Below are 15,936 nucleotides of genomic sequence, written 5' to 3' on the forward strand. Positions count from 1 at the left end.
CCCGGCGCAGCAAGGTGCCGTCTTCGCCTGTCCGGACAGGCGAAGACGGCACCTCGGCGTGCGCTACCGGCCGATCGCCACCACTAGCTGATGGTGAAGATCAGACAGGTCAGGATGAGACAGGTGTACTGGCAGCCGCCCCCGTGGCCGGTCAGCTCGACGGACTCGGTCTCCGGCAGCTCCTGCAGCGCCGCGAGGTCGGTCTCGAAGTCCACCATGTTCTCCATGATCGGGTTCCTCCCCTTGATGGTCGCGCCCACCGCGAACTGCGGTGCGGGCGCCGGTTGGTGCTGCCCGGGCGGCTCGTTGCGCCACCGCGGGGTGTTCCCCGGCCGCACAGGGCCGGGCGGCCCGGGCCGCGAAGGGCCCGGGAGTCCATGGGTTCGGCGAAGCGGTGGCCGGGGCTAACCCGGCCGCCCGGTGCGCAGGAAGGCGGCGAGCAGTTCGTGCAGCACCGCGCCGCCCTCCTCGGCCAGCACCTCGTGTCCGGCGCCCGCCGCCTCGACGTAGCGGAAGTCGGCCCCCTCGGTGCGTCCGATCCGCAGCAACTCGTGTCTCAGCGAACGCGATTGGCTCACCGGGACGACCTCGTCCCGGTCGCCGTGCACGATCAGCAGCGGTACGCCGATCCGGTGCGCGAGCTGGAGCACGTCGCGCGGCCCCCGGGCGTCCGCGATCGCCTCGCCGCCGCCCAGTCGGGTGGTCAACGCCCGGACGGGGGAAGCGGCTTCGGCCAGCAGCCGGGCGCCCGACAGGAACGGCGCGACGACCGCGCAGCGCGTCATGTGCTCGGCCGGCGCGTGCGCCGCCGCCAGCAGGGCGAGGAACGCGCCGTAGCTGACCCCGAACAGGGCCGGCGGCTCCAGGCCGAGCGCGGCGCGCTGGCCGGCGACGTTCTCCAGCAGGTGGAGCACGTCGTCGAGGTCCGGCCCGCCCCAGGCGCTCCGGATGGCCATCGCGTGCGCCAACCCGTATCCGGTGGAGCCGCGCTGGTTCGGCGCGAGCACGGCCAGGCCCTCGGCCGCCATCCGTTGCAGGGCCGGGTCGAACTCCAGCCGCCAGGCGTCCGCCGGGCCGCCGTGCAGCGCCAGCACCAGGTGCGGGCTGCTCAGCCAGGCGTCCCCGCCGTACACCACCGCCTCCAGCGGCCCTGCCGGTCCGGCGAGTTCGAGGCTCTGCGCGGGATGCCAGCGGCCGCCGTCGCCGGGATCGGTCGACCCGTCGAGTTGCCAACCGCGCGGCGGAACACCGGAATTGACGGTACCGGGCCGCCAGGGCAGGACGGTGTCCCGCCACGGACCGGGCAGGCCGGAGCCGAGCGGCGCCAGTTGCAGGGGCAGCGGAACCGGCACCGGGCCGGACGCGGTGGCGGCGGCCGGGCCGTGCGCCAGCAGCGCGTCCACGTCCAGGGTGGCGAGCGCGGCCGGGTGGTCGGGCGCCGAGAACGGCATCCGCAGCCCGCCCGCCGACCAGTGCCCCACCGCGCCGAGCCGCCCCGACGGGACGGGCAGCGGGTCCAGCCGTCCGATCGCCGGCCGCCACAGGGCGAGCGAGCAGCCCGCGCCGTGGTCGGCCTGGATGGCGACATGGGCCCCGTCCGCGCCGGGCCGCAGCGCCACCGGCCGCAGGAACATGCCCGCCACGTGCAGGGCTTCGGGGAACCGCAGGGGTTCGCCGCCGCCCAGCACGCCCCAGCCGATCCGGTCGGTGCCGGGCGCGTCGCTGCGCACCATCGCGAACCGGCTGTCCGGGTCGAACAGCACCAGCCGGTCGTTGCTGCGCTCGCCGATCTCCAGCAGCGGGGTGACCGTGCCGCTGCGCAGGTCGAGCACCACGGTGCGCACCAGGCCGTCGCTCACCCGGTCGAGTGCCAGCAGCGCGCCGGCGTGGTCCAGCCAGACGCCGCCGCCGTGCAGGCCCGGGATCTCGGCGACCTGCTGCGGCACGGAGCCGTCGGCCCGCACCAGCCAGACGGTGGTGGCCGGCCGGGTGTCGCTGCCCAGGGCCAGCGCGACGGGCGCGCGGGGGCCGGACGGCGCGGCCGCCGGGAGCGGCAGCAGACGCAGGCCGGGCATCCGCAGCGTGGCCAACGGCCTTTCGGTGGTGGCCGGTTGGCCGTCGGGGCCGGTGGCGGTACGGAGGCTGACCAGATCGTGTCGCTCGCCGTCGTGCCGGCAGACCAGCACCGAGCCGTCCGGCAGGGCGACCAGCTGGGAGCGGAGGCTCTCGAAGCGGCTGCCCGGCAGGTGCAGCCCGGTCGGGACGGCGGGGCCGTCCACCGGGAGGTGCCAACTCTCCACGTACCAGCCGCCGTCGGCGGCGGAGGCGAGGCAGGCGGCGTGGCCGCCGTCGGCGGCGAAGGTGAAGCTGAGCCGGCGCAGCGCCTGGGTGGTGGCGCGGGTGGCCACGTTCATGACCTCACCGTCCCGGTCGGGCCGGGGGCGGCGGGTGCGGCCGTCGGACCCCCGCTGTACGGGGCGGGGTCCGCGTACGGGGCGGGATCCACGTACGGCGTGGGGTCCACCCAGAGTCGCGGGCCGCCGTGCCGCAGGCGCAGCAGGAAGGCCAGAGCGCCTGCCGTCCCGGTGCCGTACGCGGCGGCGGAGCCGGTCCCGGTCTCGTCCGGCAGGACCAGCAGGCCGTCCCGCAGGGCCGTCCGTGAGGCGACGAGGGCTCCCAACTCGGCGGCGGCATAGCAAAGTTCGGGATCGCCGGTGGCCTCGGCCAGGTCGAGCAGGAACTCGCCGTCGCCGGCCAGGCCGTGGCAGGCGGTGGTGCCGCTGTGCCAGCGTCCGGCGGTCACCGCCCGGCCGGCGGCCAGGGCCAGCCGGTGCGCGTCGGGGTCGCCGGTGGCGCGCCAGAGCCGGAGGAGGAAGGCGCCCGCGCCGGAGGATCCGCTGCACCAGTGCGCCAGGCGGACGTGTGCGGGGTCGTCTGCACTCTGCGGCCACCAGGCGGCCGGGCCCGCGGCGGCGCCCGGCGGGTCGAGGCGCGCGGTGGCGGCGAGCGTGCGGCCCGCCGCGAGGGCGCCGTCGAGCAGCGCGCGGTCGGCGGTGGCCTCGGCGGCGGCCAGCAGGAACGCGCCGACTCCCGCGACGCCGTGGGCGAAGCCGAGGTGGGTGATCCCGGCGAGCGCCGAGTCGAAGTCCCGCGGCACCGGCCACACCGTGCCGTACGGTGCCTGCTGCGCGGCCGCCAGCAGGCCTCGGCCGCAACGGAGCGCCCGGCCGAGGAACCAGGCCGGTTGCGCTGTCGACTCCTTCAATCCTTCCGCTGCGAATCGGAGTTGGAGGAATCCCGCACCGGCTGCGCCGTGGCAGACGTCCGGGTTGGGCCACTCGACGGCTATCCGCGACGCCAGCTCGGCCGCTCGCCCGGCCAGGGCATGGTCGCCCAGCGCGCGGGCGGCGTCCAGCAGCGCCCAGGCGGCGCCCGCGCGACCGAAGTGCAGGCCGGGGAGCACCACGGGTTCGGCGGCGCACCGGCGCTCGATCCACTCGGCGGCAGTGCGGGCGGTGGTCCGGGCGGTCTCCCGGACGTCCTGCGGCAGCCCGGTGGTCGCGGCGGCCCGGGCGAGTACGGCGAGCACTCCGGCCGCGCCGTGCTGCACGTTGCACGGGTCGGAGCGCTCGCCCGCCGGCACCACGGGCCAGAGCCGGTCCCGGCGGGACGGCGTGGCGGTGGCGGCGAGATGCCGCAACCCGTCGTGCAGCACCCGGTCGAGGACGGCCGCCTCGGTGGCGGGGCCGGTGGCCGGAGCGGCGCTGACGTGCGGCGAGCGGGTGGTCGGCGCCGCACCGGTGGTGCCGGCCACGGTCTGCGTGTCCCAGAAAGCGGCGGCACCGCCCTCGGCCCCTGCCCCGGTGCTCCACGCGTCGCCGTCGTTGGGGACAGGGTGGTGTGAGGTGTCCGGGGCCGACGTGCTCCGGTAGGTGGGGTCGCCGTCGCCGAGCGCGCCCGCCACGGGCGGGTGCGGGTGCGCGGCCTCCGGGGCCGGCGTTTGCCGTACGGCGGGCGAGCCGTGGGCGGCCGCGAGCGTGCCGGGGTCCGCGGCGCAGTGGCGCCCGGCCTCCGGGACGGGTGCCTGCGGCGCGGTGAAGGAGCTGCTGGCGAGTGGTCCCGGGCTCGTGGCGTGCCGGTCAGCGGGGGAGCCGTCGGCGAGCGGGCCCGGGGCCGAGGCCTCCGGGACGGGCGCCCGCCGCACGGCGGGGCAGCCGTCTCCGATCCCACCCGCCGCCCCCGGGGCCTGCGGCCACGGGGCGGGCGCGGTCGTCAGGGACTCCCGTACCCGGGCCGGGATCCAGCGGTCCCGCGGCTCCTCGGCGCGCAGGCCGAGGACGGCCGGGGCGAGGCGTTGGGCGGTGGTGCCGCAGCGGGCGGCCAGGGCGAGCCAGCGGCCCAGCCGGTCGGCGACCGGGCGGGCGTGCGGGAGGTCCTCGGGCAGCAGCGGGTCGTGCCCGGTGGCGAGGAGGAAGTACAGCCCGCCGAGCGCGTACAGGTCGGCCTCCGGTTCGGCCGTGCGGACGCCGTCGCCGCTGCGGCCCGCCGCGAGTCCCGCGAAGGGCCCGCCGGCCCGGCGGTCCGGCGCGGCGGCGCCGTCCCCGCCGACCAGGGCGAGCCGCCCCGGCCCCTGCTCGGGGGCCCGGTAGCCGGGCGTGCCGGCTGAACCGGCACGGCTGCCGGCCTCGGCGGCCAGTTCCAGGTCGACCAGCCGCAGCGAGCCGTCCGGCTGGACGAGGACGTTGCCGGGGGAGAGGTCGCGCAGCACCAGGCCCTGCTCGTGGACCCGCTCGACGAGGTCGAGCAGGGCGTGGGCCATCGGACCGGCCTCGGCCCAGTCGACGTCCGGACTGCCGTCGCGGCGCAGCCGGGCCGCGACCCAGCTGCCCAGCGGTTGCCCGGCGATTCGTTCCTGCACGAGGAAGAGCGAGTCGTCCTGCTCGACGAGTTCGACCGGGCGCGGTGCCAGCCCCTGGCCCTCCAGGCGGGCGAGCAGGGCGGCCTCGTGCCGCAGCGCGGCGCGGGCGTCCGTGCCGGCGCGGTCCACCTCGATGTGCGCCCGGGCCTGCTTGACCACGACCTCGGCGCCGCCGTCGGTGTCCCGGCCGAGGAAGACGCCGCCCTTGGCGCCGTGCCGGATCGCCCCGGTGACCACGTAGCGCCCGGCGAGCAGCACCCCTCCGCTGCCGCGCCGCCGCTTCGGTGCCGGCCGGCCCGCGCCCGGCCGGTACCCGGACGCGGCGCCGTACCCGGCCACGGCCCCGGCGCGCGCACCCGCAGCGCCCGCACCGCCGCCGGACCCCTCATCCCCTCCGCCGGACCCCTCCGGCCCGTCGACGGCCAGCGGATCCCGCGCCCACGGCGGGCACCGGTACGCCGCCCCCCGCACGTCCTCCACCCGCTCGCCGCCCGGCCCGCGCAGCATCGACCGGTACCCGCCGTCGTTGCCCAGTTCGGCGCGGGCCGCGATGGCGCCGTACCGGTAGTGGACGAGGCTGCCCGGCCGGTACGGGCGGTCGGAGAGCACCACCGGGCCGGGCAGGCCGTCGGTGGCCCGGTGCAGCGCGGCCGCCAGCCGCCGGAACTGCGCCTCGCCGCCCGGGTAGACGGTGATGAACTTGCCCGCCGAACCCCGGTCGCTGTTGCGCGAGTTGAGCTGGTGCAGCTGCGCCGGCCCGGCCGCGAACTTGAACGCGCACGGGTCCTCGGCGAGCACTTCGGTGACGGCCGCGAGCACCGCGCCGCCGACCGTCGAGGCGGCGCTGACGTGGAGCTTCCAGCCCTCGTCGGGCAGCTCGCCCGCGGACGGCCTGGCCGTGCACCAGAAGCCCTCGACGGCGACCCGCCAACCGACCTGCCCGTCGGTCCGCGCGTCCCCGCCGCCTCCCCGGCCTCCGGCGGCGGCCAGCGCCGTCCGCGTCATCTCCGGCCACGGACCGGCCGCATCCGGCCCGTGACCGGCCGAGTCCGCGCCTCCGGCCGGACGCAGCGATGTGCCCGCTCCCATTCGCCACCACATCCCTTCGTCTGGTGCCGGCGCGCCCCTCCGGTGCCCACTGCTCCGGCACCGGGCGCGCGGCCACGGCCTGAATCGGTTCCTCGGAAATGCCCGGGTGCGCTGCCCCGGCGGCCGTCGACACCCGTCGACACCGCCCCGGCCGCGTCCGCCGGGGGCCCCGGTCCGTCCTGCCCGACCCGGGCCCGTACCTCCGGCGGAGCGCCTTCCCGACCCCCTGGTCGGGCAACTCCCGCTGGCAGAAGCGAAGTTACTTTCGGTAGCGAGGGATGCTCAATCCGAAGCCGGTCACTTCACTCGTAAGGGTGATCCGGGCGCCGTTTCGAATTCGTGCGAACGGTTCGGTGTGCGCGGCGCCCGGCCCGCCGTCCCGCGTGAACCGTGCCCGCGCGCCGGTCGAACGGGGCCGCGCCGCGCGCCCGGGGCGGCCGGACCGCGGGATGCCGCAGGTTGACGCGCAGCCGTACGGCCAGGTCCGCCCGCCGCCCGCCCCGCCCCCGTCCGTCCCCGTCCGCCGCCCACCCCGCCCCCGTCCGTCCCCGTCCGCCGCGCGGACCCGCCGCGACGGGGGAACCGGGCGGACCGCCGTCGCCCGCGCGCACGGTAGTCTCGACAGGTGCCGAAACTGTCCGACGTCATCACCGCCCTCGAAGAGCTGTACCCGCCGCAGTGGGCGGAGTCCTGGGACGCCGTCGGCCTGGTCTGCGGAGACCCTCAGGCCGAGGTCCGCCGCGTGCTGTTCGCCGTCGACCCCGTGCAGGCGGTCGTCGACGAGGCCGTCGAGTGGGGGGCCGACCTGGTGGTCACCCACCACCCGCTGTACCTGCGCGGCACCACCACCGTCGCCGCGACCACCTTCAAGGGCCGCGTCGTGCACACCCTGATCCGCAACGGGATCGCCCTGCACGTGGCGCACACCAACGCCGACCACGCCGACCCGGGCGTCTCGGACGCGCTCGCCGAGGCGGTCGGCGTGACCGTCACCGGCCCGCTCGTCCCGGACCCGACCGACCCGCTGGGCCGGCGCGGCACCGGGCGGGTCGGCCTGCTGGAGCCCCCGCTGACCCTCGCCGTGTTCGCCGCGAACGTCGCCAGGGGGCTGCCGGCCACCGCCGCCGGCGTGCGGGTCTCCGGTGATCCGAACCGCCTGATCAGCCGGGTCGCGGTGTGCGGCGGCTCCGGCGACAGCCTGTTCGCCGAGGTGCGCGCGGCGGGCGTGGACGCCTACCTGACCGCCGACCTGCGCCACCACCCGGCCTCCGAGGCCGCCGAGGCGGCGCCGGTCGCGCTGGTCGACGCCGCGCACTGGGCCACCGAGTGGCCCTGGCTGCCGCTGGCCGAGCGGGCGCTGCACGGCGCCGCCGAGCAGCACGGCTGGACCGTGGAGACCCGGGTCTCCCGCACGGTGACCGACCCGTGGACCGCGCACGCCCCCATGTCCTTCCCCGCCTGACCCGATTCACAGGAGCTCTCCGCTTGAACGCCGCGCCCGCCGACCAGATCCGCCTGCTCGACCTCCAGGCCATCGACTCCAAGCTCGACCAGCTGGCCCACCGGCGGCGCAGCCTGCCCGAGCACGCCGAGATCGACAAGGTCAACGCCGACCACACCGCGCTCAAGGACCTGGTGGTCGCCGCCCAGGCCCAGCACGGCGACACCACCCGCGAGCTCACCAAGGCCGAGCAGGACGTGGAGCAGGTCCGCACCCGGGCCGCCCGCAACCAGCAGCGCCTGGACTCCGGCGCCATCACCTCGCCCAGGGACCTGGAGAACCTCCAGCACGAGATCGGCTCGCTGGCCAAGCGCCAGGGCGACCTCGAGGACGTCGTCCTGGAGATCATGGAGCGGCTGGAGTCCGCCCAGACCCGGGTCACCGAGCTGACCGCGCGCCTGGAGCACTCCACCGTCGTGCTGACCGAGGCCGAGGGCCGCCGGGACGCCGCCTACGCCGAGATCGACGCCGAGGCGGAGAAGGTCAAGCGCGACCGCGAGGCCGTCGCCGCCGTCATCCCGGCCGACCTGATGAAGCTCTACGGCAAGCTGCGCGAGACGCAGGGCGGCGTCGGCGCGGCCCGGCTGTTCCAGCGCCGCTGCGAGGGCTGCCGCACCGAGTTCTCGATCACCGAGCTGAACTCCATCAAGGCCGAGCCGGCCGACAAGGTGGTCCGCTGCGAGAACTGCTCGCGGATCCTGGTCCGCACCGCCGACTCCGGCGTCTGATCCGGTGACGGCGCGCAGGTTCGTCGTCGAGGCGGACGGCGGCTCCCGGGGCAACCCGGGGCCGGCCGGCTACGGCGCGGTGGTCCGCGACGGCGACACCGGGCAGATCCTCGCCGAGGCGGCCGAGTTCATCGGCCACGCGACCAACAACGTGGCCGAGTACAAGGGGCTGATCGCCGGGCTGCGCGCGGCCCGGGAGATCGACCCGGGCGCCTCGGTGGACGTCCGGATGGACTCCAAGCTGGTCGTCGAGCAGATGTCCGGCCGGTGGAAGATCAAGCACCCGGACATGCAGCCGCTCGCCGCCGAGGCCCGCGAGGTCTTCCCGCGCGGACGGGTCCAGTACAGCTGGATCCCGCGCGAGAAGAACAAGGACGCCGACCGGCTCGCCAACGAGGCGATGGACGCGGGCAAGGCCGGCCGCCAGTGGGAGCCCCGGACCGCCGTCGCCGCCACCGCTTCCGAGCCGGGAAGCGCCGAGGAACCGCTGGAGACCGCCGTGCCCAGGGCGGGCTGGGCGGCCCCCGCGGACCTCGGCACCCCGACCACCCTCGTCCTGCTCCGGCACGGCGAGACCCACCTCACCCCGGAGAAGCGGTTCTCCGGCAGCGGCGGCACCGACCCGGAGCTCTCCGAGAAGGGCCGCTGGCAGGCCGAACGGGCCGCCGAGGCGCTCGCCGCGCGCGGCTCGATCCAGGCCGTGGTCGCCTCGCCGATGCGGCGCACCCGGCAGACCGCCGAGGCCGTCGCCACCCGGCTGGGTCTCGACGTCCGGTTCGAGGAGGGGCTGCGCGAGGTCGACTTCGGCGCCTGGGAGGGGCTGACCTTCGCCGAGGCGCGGGAGCGGTACCCGGAGGACCTCACCGCGTGGCTGGGCTCCACCAAGGTGCGGCCGACCGGCGGCGGCGAGAGCTTCGCCTCGCTCACCCACCGGGTCGGGGTGGCCCGGGACAAGGTCCTGGCCCGCTACCCGGGGAAGACCGTGCTGGTGGTCTCGCACGTCAGCCCGATCAAGACGCTGGTCCGGCTGGCGCTCGGCGCCCCGCCGGACTCGCTGTACCGGATGGAGCTGTCCGCCGCCTCGCTCTGCGCCGTCCAGTACTACGCGGACGGCAACGCCTCGCTGCGGCTGCTCAACGACACCGGGCACCTGCGCTGACGGCGCCGGGGCCGGTCGGACGATCCGACCGGCCCCGGCTGCCGGCGCTCTCCGGCGCCCTGCTGTGCTCTTCCGCGCTCAGTGCACCTCGGTGACCACCACGTCCAGCTGCCACGGCTTGCGCGCGGTGCCCTCGGCGGCCACCTCCACCCGGTGGCCCAGCCCGAGCAGCGCCTCCAGCAGCTCGCCCGGCGTCTTCGGCTCGGCGCCCGCCACCAGCAGGTCGCGGACCAGCCGCCCCTTGGTGGCCTTGTTGAAGTGGCTGACGACCGTGCGCCGGCCGTCCCGCTCCTGGAGCACCCGCACGGTCGCCGTCCGCGGGACCACCTCGCCGGCCGGCTTCCACGCCGCCGCGTAGGCGGAGGAGCGCAGGTCCAGCACCAGGCCGTCGGCGACCTCCGGCAGCACGTCCGCCATCGCGCGCCGCCAGTACGCGCCGAGCGCCCCCGGGCCGGGGAGTTTCACGCCCATCGAGCAGCGGTACGGCGGGATCCGGTCACCGATCCGCACGGCGCCCCAGAGCCCGGAGAACACCAGCAGGCTCCGCCCGGCCCGGTCGTACGCGGCCTCGTCCAGCGTCGCCAGCCCGAGGTTGTCGAACAGCACGCCGGTGTACACCTGCCCGGCCGGGAGCGCCCCCGCCGTCGGCAGCCCCGCGTTGCGCGCCACCTCGCCGCGCAGCCCCGGGCTCAGCCCCAGCACCCCGGCGGCCTCGTCCCCGTCCCCGCGGCACAGCGCGACCAGCGCCTCCAGCACCTCCGCCCGCGCCGCCGTCAGCCCGGGCAGCGACAGGCCGCCGAGCGCCACCGGCACCCCGTCCCCGGACGCGGCCTTCCCCTCCGAGGGCGGCAACAGCACCAGCACGACGGACTCCTCCACACTCCACGGCACCGACCACGCCACCCTACGCAACCCACCCCCACCCCGGAAAACCACTGGTGACCCCCGCCGCGGCGGGAACCACCGCCGACGAGGTGGGCCGACGGGGAGAGCCGGCGGAGTCCAGGCCGTTCCCCGCCGCCCCGCCGCCCCGCCGCCCCGCCGCCCTCGGCGCGCGGGCCGGTGGCGGGCGCGCGGGGGTGGGGTGCGCCACCCGGACGGGCCGCTTCGTGACCGTCCGGGCGGCGCCCGGGTGGGAGGATCGACGCGTGCCCGAAGCGACCCTCGTGAGCGCGCCGCCCGCCGATCCCGGGCGGCGGCGCCGGATGCTGATCCTGGCGATCTGCTGTCTGAGCCTGTTCATCGTCGGGCTCGACAACACCGTGGTGAACATCGCCCTGCCGCAGATCCAGCGGGACCTGGACGCCCCGGCCTCCGGCCTGCAGTGGATCATCGACGCGTACACCCTGGTGCTGGCCTCGCTGCTGATGCTGTTCGGCTCGCTGGCCGACCGCTTCGGCCGCCGCCGGGTGTTCCAGACCGGCCTATTGGTCTTCGTGCTCGGCTCGCTGCTCTGCAGCCTGGCGCCCGGCCTGGGGTGGCTGGTGGCCTTCCGGGCGGTGCAGGCGGTGGGCGGTTCGATGCTCAACCCGGTGGCGATGTCGATCATCACCAACACCTTCACCGAGCCGCGCGAACGGGCCCGGGCGATCGGCATCTGGGGCGGGGTGGTCGGCATCTCGATGGCCCTCGGACCGCTGCTCGGCGGCTTCCTGGTGCACGCCGCCGGCTGGCCGGCGATCTTCCTGATCAACGTTCCGGTCGGGCTGCTGGCCTGCCTGCTGACCGCCCGCTACGTCCCCGAGTCGCGCGCGCCCCGGGCCCGCCGGCTCGACCCGGTGGGACAGCTGCTGATGATGGTGCTGCTCGGCTGCGGCACCGGGGCGATCATCGAGGGCCCGGCGCACGGCTGGACGTCCCCGCTGATCCTCGGCCTGGCCGCGGCGGCGCTCGCCGCGCTGGTGGCCTTCCCGCTGTGGGAGCGCCGGGTCGCCGAGCCGCTGGTCGACCCGAGGTTCTTCCGCAGCGCGCCGTTCACCGGCGCCACCGTGACGGCGGTCTGCGCCTTCGCCTCGCTCGGCGGCTTCCTCTTCCTGAACACCATCTACCTCCAGGACGTCCGCGGCTACAGCCCGGTGGAGGCCGGCCTGTGGACGCTGCCGATGGCCGGGATGATGCTGGTCTGCGCGCCGGTCTCGGGCCGGATCGTCGGCGCCCGGGGCCCGCGGGTGCCGCTGGTGCTGGCGGGCCTCGGCCTGGTCGCCAGCGGCCTGCTGCTCACCCGGCTGGCGGCCGACTCCCCGCCGGGTCTGCTGCTGGCCGCCTACGGGCTGTTCGGCTTCGGCTTCGGCTTCGTGAACGCGCCGATCACCAACGCCGCCGTCTCCGGCATGCCGCGCGCCCAGGCCGGGGTGGCGGCGGCCGTCGCCTCCACCAGCCGGCAGGTCGGCCAGTCGCTCGGCGTCGCCGTGATCGGCACCGTGGTCACCTCGGCGGTGGTCGGCACGGTCGCCTCCGGCTTCGCCCCGGCGAGCCACGCGGGCTGGTACGTCGTCGCCGGCCTGGGGGCCACGATCGGGCTGCTGGGCCTGGTCACCACCTCCGAGTGGGGCACCGCCACCGCCGCCCGGGTGGCCGCCCGGCTCGGCGGCGACCCGCCCCTGACCCGCCCCGGAGTTCGGGAGGCCCCGCCCGAGCGGCTACCATGACCACTACGGCGGAAGAGCCGGCCGGGCGGTCGCGACGGGTCCTCAGGGGCCCGCCGAGGAACGTCCGGGCTCCACAGAGCAGGGTGGTGGGTAACGCCCACCCGGGGTGACCCGCGGGACAGTGCCACAGAAAACAGACCGCCCGCCGCTTCGGCGACGGGTAAGGGTGAAACGGTGGTGTAAGAGACCACCAGCGACCGGGGTGACCCGGCCGGCTCGGTAAACCCCACCTGGAGCAAGGTCAAGATCGGCGCCTCCGGGCGCCGTGCGCGGATGTCCGAGGGCTGCTCGCCCGAGTCCGCGGGTGGACCGCACGAGGCTGTCGGCAACGGCAGCCCTAGATGGATGGCCGTCTCCCCGGGCCGCGCAAGCAGCCCGGGTGACAGAACCCGGCGTACAGGCCGACTCTTCCGTCGCCCCGCAGGTCGGACCTCCGAAAGGTGGTCTGATCTGCGGGTTCAGACTCCTCACACTTCCTCGGTGATCCTCAGAATTCCTCACTAAGGACCTCCCTGGAGACTCCCTGGCTCCCTGAAAACTCCCTGGGGCGCCATGCGAGAGCCGCCCCGCACCCCCACTTGGGGGGTACAGGGCGGCATCGAGGGCCCGGTAGGATCCGGCATGCCTCCCAGCGATGAGGGTTCCTACCGGTCCCGGATTCCCGCCCCTCAGCGCCCGGTGTAAGCGGGCACTGAGGGGCGGGTGCTTGCGGCAGGCCGGTTCAGTTCCAGCCGGTATCCGACTCGGCGATCCAGGTCTGCGACGGAGTCGGGGTACCGGACGGCTCGGGCTGGCGGTTCCAGCCGGTGTCCGAGGCGGAGGCCGACGAGACGGAGACGGCCGCCAGCAGGGCCGCCGCGGCAGCCAGGGCGGCGGCCGTCAGCGCGGTGCGGATGCGCGTCATGAAGGCTCCGGGGTGGGGTGAGGGTGGGTGCCGGCCGCGCGCGAGCGGTCGTTCAATGGCGAACAGTCTTCCGGATCGACAGCACCCGGTCCAGCGATCTACGCTGCGGGTTCCCGCACTGCGGATTCTCTCGGGGGTCAAAGATGGACAGAAGCGCTCAAGGCAACCCATCTGACGGAATGTCACTTTCCGAATCTGCCCGGCAGCTCTACCTTACGATCCTCTACGGCGTGCCCGTCGCACCGGCCGCCAGCGAGATGCTCCAGGAGCTGCTCGCCTGGGGCCTGGTTGTGGCGCACCCGCAGGCGGCCGGGCGCTACCTCCCTCTCGACCCGCGCACTGTCGCAACGCAGCGCCGGGACCAGGCGCTCGTCCGGATTGCTGAGCAGATGCAGCACGCGACCGCTCTCCCCGAGCATGTCCAGGACCTGGCCATCGCGTACCAGCACGTCGCCCCGGGCGGCGCGCCGGTTCGCGGCGCCGTCGAGTACGTCGCCGGCGTTGAGGCGATCAACGCGAGGATCAGCGAACTGGTCGCGACGACGACCACCGAGATCCTCACCGCGCACCCGGACGGCCCCCGGCCCGCCGAGACGCTCGCCCTGGCGCTCCCCCGGGACCTCGACGCGCTGCACCGCGGCATCACGATGCGCGTGCTCTACCGCACCTCGGTGCGCTCCGACGGCCCGACCTCGCAGTGGGCGGCCCGGATGACCACGGAGGGGGCCCGGGTGCGCACGCTCGACGACGCCTTCCTGCGGTGCATCCTCCTGGACCGGCGGAAAGCGGTCTTGGAGGACCACACCCCGTGGACGGGCCCGGGCCCGGAGCCGCGGCGCGCCCTCATCGTGCACGACGACGGCCTCGTCCAGTACGTGCTGCGGGCATACGAGCGAGACTGGGACCGCGGTACGACCTGGCGCGGCGAAGAGGTGCCGCCCGGGCGGCATCTCACCGAGGTACAGCGGGCGATCATGCGACACCTCGCCACCGGGGCCGGGCAGAAGGCCGTGGCCGAGTCGCTCGGGATGAGCGAGCGCAGTATCTCGGGACAGCTCGCCGAGATGCGGCGCGCGCTCGGGTACGAGTCCACTGTGCAGATGGCGTATGAGCTCGGCCGGCAGTCGGCGACGGAGGAGTCGGCCTAGGACTCGACCTCGGGCTGGACGTGCCGGGTGATGCGCGCGGAGATCTGCGCTACGGCAAGGCGGGCGTCCGCCAGGGCCACGGCATCGTCGCCGGCGCGGGTGAGGTCAGCCACTATGGCTGCGGCAACCTGGAGGTCGGCGACGGCGACGGCGAGGTCGAAGGGTCTGTCGAGGCTCCAGCCGGGGCTCCGTGGGGGGTGGGCGGCCATGTGCACTCCGTTCCGGTCCCCCCGGGTCGGCATGTACAGGGTATCGAACACTTGAGCGAACAAATGGTGACCTTGGTATGCAGACTTTTGATCATGGAGCGGCCAGCGTCAAGGGGTGCCGACCCCGCCCCGCCGTCCGCCCGACGCCCTCCAGCTCGCCGAGCGGCGCGCAGTCGGCGTCCGGATTCGGCACCTGCGGCGCGCCGCCCAGCTGAGTCAGGAGAAGCTCGGCGAGCTGGTAGGCCGCGACCGGCAGACCATCCGGCACTATGAGCACGGGATGACGCCCGCGTCCCTGGATGACCTCGTCGCCATCGCCCGGGCGCTGGGCGTACCGACCTGGCGCCTCTTCTACGGGTGAACCGGGTCGGCGCCCCGCCAGACGCCGACCCGGGGACGGTGCGCTACTTCTCCGGCGGGTCCTGCGGCGGCGACGGCGGCGGGGGCGTGTGCGGACCGGCCGGCGGAGCCTTGGGGTCGCCCGCCGGACCGGGTCGTCCGGACGGTTTCTTCTGAGCTGCCACCTCGGTGTCCTCCTCTTCGTCGGTCGGCCCCAGCTCCTCCAGGGCCTCGGCGATCTCCGCCGGGATGACGCCCGGCGGGAGCAGGGTGGTACGGCCGGTGCGGCCGGGGCCGCGGCTGCTGCCGCGCTGGTCTCGCCACCGGCTCTGCCGGTCGGGGGGGATGCGGTCGCTCATGGCGGGTGCCTCCTGGGTGGTGCCGGCCCGGACGGCCGGGCGTCCATCCTGTCGGTGGAGGGTCGGCGGCGGGGCCGGATCGGTCAGTCCCGGCCGAGATCCTCGATCTCGTCGCGCGGCGGGATCCGCTTCCCCCGGGCGGCCCGCACGGCCTTGTGGTGACGGTGACTGGCGGCGCCCTCGTCACCGTCCTCGACGGAGAAACGGGCCAGCTCGGCCTGGGCGGCGGCGGCGTCCGCGCGGTCGACGGCCGCGGCGGGCGGGGCGGGCGGGGCGGGCGGGGTGGACTTGCGGAAAATGCCCATGTGGCTCTGGTCCTCGGGGTCAGTGGCGGATGCCGGAGATGATCAAGAAAGCGATCACGGCCAACAGCAGGCCGATCGAGACGGCGAAGGCGATCCTCAGCGCGAGCGGCTCTTCGCCGGCGGGCAGGCAGTGCTCGACCAGCGCGGTGTGCGCGGTGAGGTCCCGGATGTAGCGGCCCCGCGTCCAGGCGCCGCAGGCCCCGCAGCGGCCCAGCTCGTTGCGGTCCTCGTCGGCGGCCTGCGGCACCGGGGTGCCACCGGCGACGCTCACTCGGCCAGCCGCGGCGAGCGCGGCATAGGCGAGCCTGGCGAGTCGTCGGCCGGCGTCGTCGCGGGGATGCCGTACAGCTCGGACACTCCCCTCACGGCGGCCCGCCACTCGGGGTTATTGCGCAGATCGAAGAACCCGCTCGGCCCGTCGTCGTCGGGGTCGTAGCTCATTGCTCCTCCATGGGGGCGGTGGGGCGGCAGGTGGGGTGCACGACGACGGCCCAACCGTGTCCAGGTAGATCGGGCAACTGGACGTACCCGTCCGGGACTAGGTCGCCGTTCTCGCCACCGCAGCCGATGCACGCTCGGCAGTCGCGCTGAGCGCGGGTGAACGGCTGCGGCGCTCGGCGGTGACTCAC

The 15,936-nt window shown here is 75.6% G+C and carries 16 protein-coding genes and 1 other RNA gene; 7 read left to right on the forward strand and 10 right to left on the reverse strand.

From position 1 onward, the window contains the following. Positions 1-83: 83 nt before the first annotated feature. The 3 genes from ABT093_RS09485 to ABT093_RS09495 form a co-directional block, all read right to left on the reverse strand. On the reverse strand, positions 84-227 hold the full coding sequence (locus tag ABT093_RS09485; protein WP_153882823.1) for a VenA family class IV lanthipeptide: 144 nt from the start codon (positions 225-227) through the stop codon (positions 84-86). A 177-nt stretch (positions 228-404) separates the two neighbouring features. Continuing rightward, complete coding sequence (locus ABT093_RS09490) at positions 405-2,414, reverse strand: S9 family peptidase (RefSeq protein WP_350562144.1); 2,010 nt, start codon at positions 2,412-2,414, stop codon at positions 405-407. Continuing rightward, complete coding sequence (locus tag ABT093_RS09495) at positions 2,411-5,923, reverse strand: class III lanthionine synthetase LanKC N-terminal domain-containing protein (protein WP_350562146.1); 3,513 nt, start codon at positions 5,921-5,923, stop codon at positions 2,411-2,413. Before ABT093_RS09495 ends, ABT093_RS09490 begins: the two co-directional genes overlap by 4 nt. A 709-nt stretch (positions 5,924-6,632) precedes the next feature. On the opposite strand from ABT093_RS09495, the gene ABT093_RS09500 reads away from it, so the two are divergent. Genes ABT093_RS09500 through ABT093_RS09510 form a run of 3 tightly spaced genes read left to right on the forward strand, consistent with a single transcriptional unit; the run spans position 6,633 to position 9,395 of the window. Continuing rightward, positions 6,633-7,469, forward strand: a complete 837-nt coding sequence (locus tag ABT093_RS09500; RefSeq protein ID WP_350562148.1) for a Nif3-like dinuclear metal center hexameric protein — start codon at positions 6,633-6,635, stop codon at positions 7,467-7,469. 23 nt (positions 7,470-7,492) lie between these two features. After that, on the forward strand, positions 7,493-8,236 hold the full coding sequence (locus ABT093_RS09505; RefSeq protein WP_350562150.1) for a zinc ribbon domain-containing protein: 744 nt from the start codon (positions 7,493-7,495) through the stop codon (positions 8,234-8,236). A 4-nt stretch (positions 8,237-8,240) separates the two neighbouring features. Then, on the forward strand, positions 8,241-9,395 hold the full coding sequence (locus ABT093_RS09510) for a bifunctional RNase H/acid phosphatase (protein ID WP_350562152.1): 1,155 nt from the start codon (positions 8,241-8,243) through the stop codon (positions 9,393-9,395). A gap of 78 nt (positions 9,396-9,473) precedes the next feature. On the opposite strand, the gene yaaA is transcribed toward ABT093_RS09510, so the two are convergent. Further along, entirely contained in the window at positions 9,474-10,259 is a 786-nt protein-coding gene (gene yaaA, locus ABT093_RS09515) for a peroxide stress protein YaaA (protein WP_350562460.1), read from the reverse strand. Between the two features lie 341 nt (positions 10,260-10,600). Between yaaA and ABT093_RS09520 the strand changes: the two genes are divergently transcribed. Continuing rightward, positions 10,601-12,043: an MFS transporter gene (locus ABT093_RS09520; protein ID WP_350562462.1), complete on the forward strand. Its 1,443-nt coding sequence runs from the start codon at positions 10,601-10,603 to the stop codon at positions 12,041-12,043. A 13-nt stretch (positions 12,044-12,056) separates the two neighbouring features. Further along, positions 12,057-12,456: RNase P RNA component class A (rnpB, locus tag ABT093_RS09525), an RNA gene on the forward strand. Positions 12,457-12,764: 308 nt separating this feature from the next. Here rnpB and ABT093_RS09530 read toward each other — a convergent pair. After that, positions 12,765-12,947: a hypothetical protein gene (locus tag ABT093_RS09530; RefSeq protein WP_350562154.1), complete on the reverse strand. Its 183-nt coding sequence runs from the start codon at positions 12,945-12,947 to the stop codon at positions 12,765-12,767. 230 nt (positions 12,948-13,177) lie between these two features. On the opposite strand from ABT093_RS09530, the gene ABT093_RS09535 reads away from it, so the two are divergent. Continuing rightward, positions 13,178-14,095: a LuxR C-terminal-related transcriptional regulator gene (locus tag ABT093_RS09535; RefSeq protein WP_350562156.1), complete on the forward strand. Its 918-nt coding sequence runs from the start codon at positions 13,178-13,180 to the stop codon at positions 14,093-14,095. Here ABT093_RS09535 and ABT093_RS09540 read toward each other — a convergent pair. Next, positions 14,092-14,337: a hypothetical protein gene (locus ABT093_RS09540; protein WP_350562158.1), complete on the reverse strand. Its 246-nt coding sequence runs from the start codon at positions 14,335-14,337 to the stop codon at positions 14,092-14,094. The two genes, ABT093_RS09535 and ABT093_RS09540, sit on opposite strands and share 4 nt — an antisense overlap. Positions 14,338-14,419: 82 nt before the next feature. On the opposite strand from ABT093_RS09540, the gene ABT093_RS09545 reads away from it, so the two are divergent. After that, complete coding sequence (locus ABT093_RS09545; protein WP_350562160.1) at positions 14,420-14,665, forward strand: helix-turn-helix domain-containing protein; 246 nt, start codon at positions 14,420-14,422, stop codon at positions 14,663-14,665. Between the two features lie 43 nt (positions 14,666-14,708). On the opposite strand, the gene ABT093_RS09550 is transcribed toward ABT093_RS09545, so the two are convergent. The 4 genes from ABT093_RS09550 to ABT093_RS09565 form a co-directional block, all read right to left on the reverse strand. Then, positions 14,709-15,002 carry a hypothetical protein gene (locus tag ABT093_RS09550; RefSeq protein ID WP_350562162.1) on the reverse strand — a complete coding sequence of 98 codons (294 nt, stop codon included), beginning with the start codon at positions 15,000-15,002 and terminating at the stop codon, positions 14,709-14,711. Between the two features lie 83 nt (positions 15,003-15,085). After that, entirely contained in the window at positions 15,086-15,307 is a 222-nt protein-coding gene (locus ABT093_RS09555; protein ID WP_350562164.1) for a hypothetical protein, read from the reverse strand. Between the two features lie 19 nt (positions 15,308-15,326). Next, the gene (locus tag ABT093_RS09560) at positions 15,327-15,578 is read right to left on the reverse strand and encodes a hypothetical protein (protein WP_350562166.1); all 252 of its coding nucleotides are present in this window, start codon (positions 15,576-15,578) and stop codon (positions 15,327-15,329) included. After that, positions 15,575-15,748: a hypothetical protein gene (locus ABT093_RS09565; protein ID WP_350562168.1), complete on the reverse strand. Its 174-nt coding sequence runs from the start codon at positions 15,746-15,748 to the stop codon at positions 15,575-15,577. Before ABT093_RS09565 ends, ABT093_RS09560 begins: the two co-directional genes overlap by 4 nt. Positions 15,749-15,936: the final 188 nt, after the last annotated feature.

This window comes from Kitasatospora sp. NPDC002551 (assembly GCF_040296005.1).
Taxonomy (GTDB): Bacteria; Actinomycetota; Actinomycetes; order Streptomycetales; family Streptomycetaceae; genus Kitasatospora.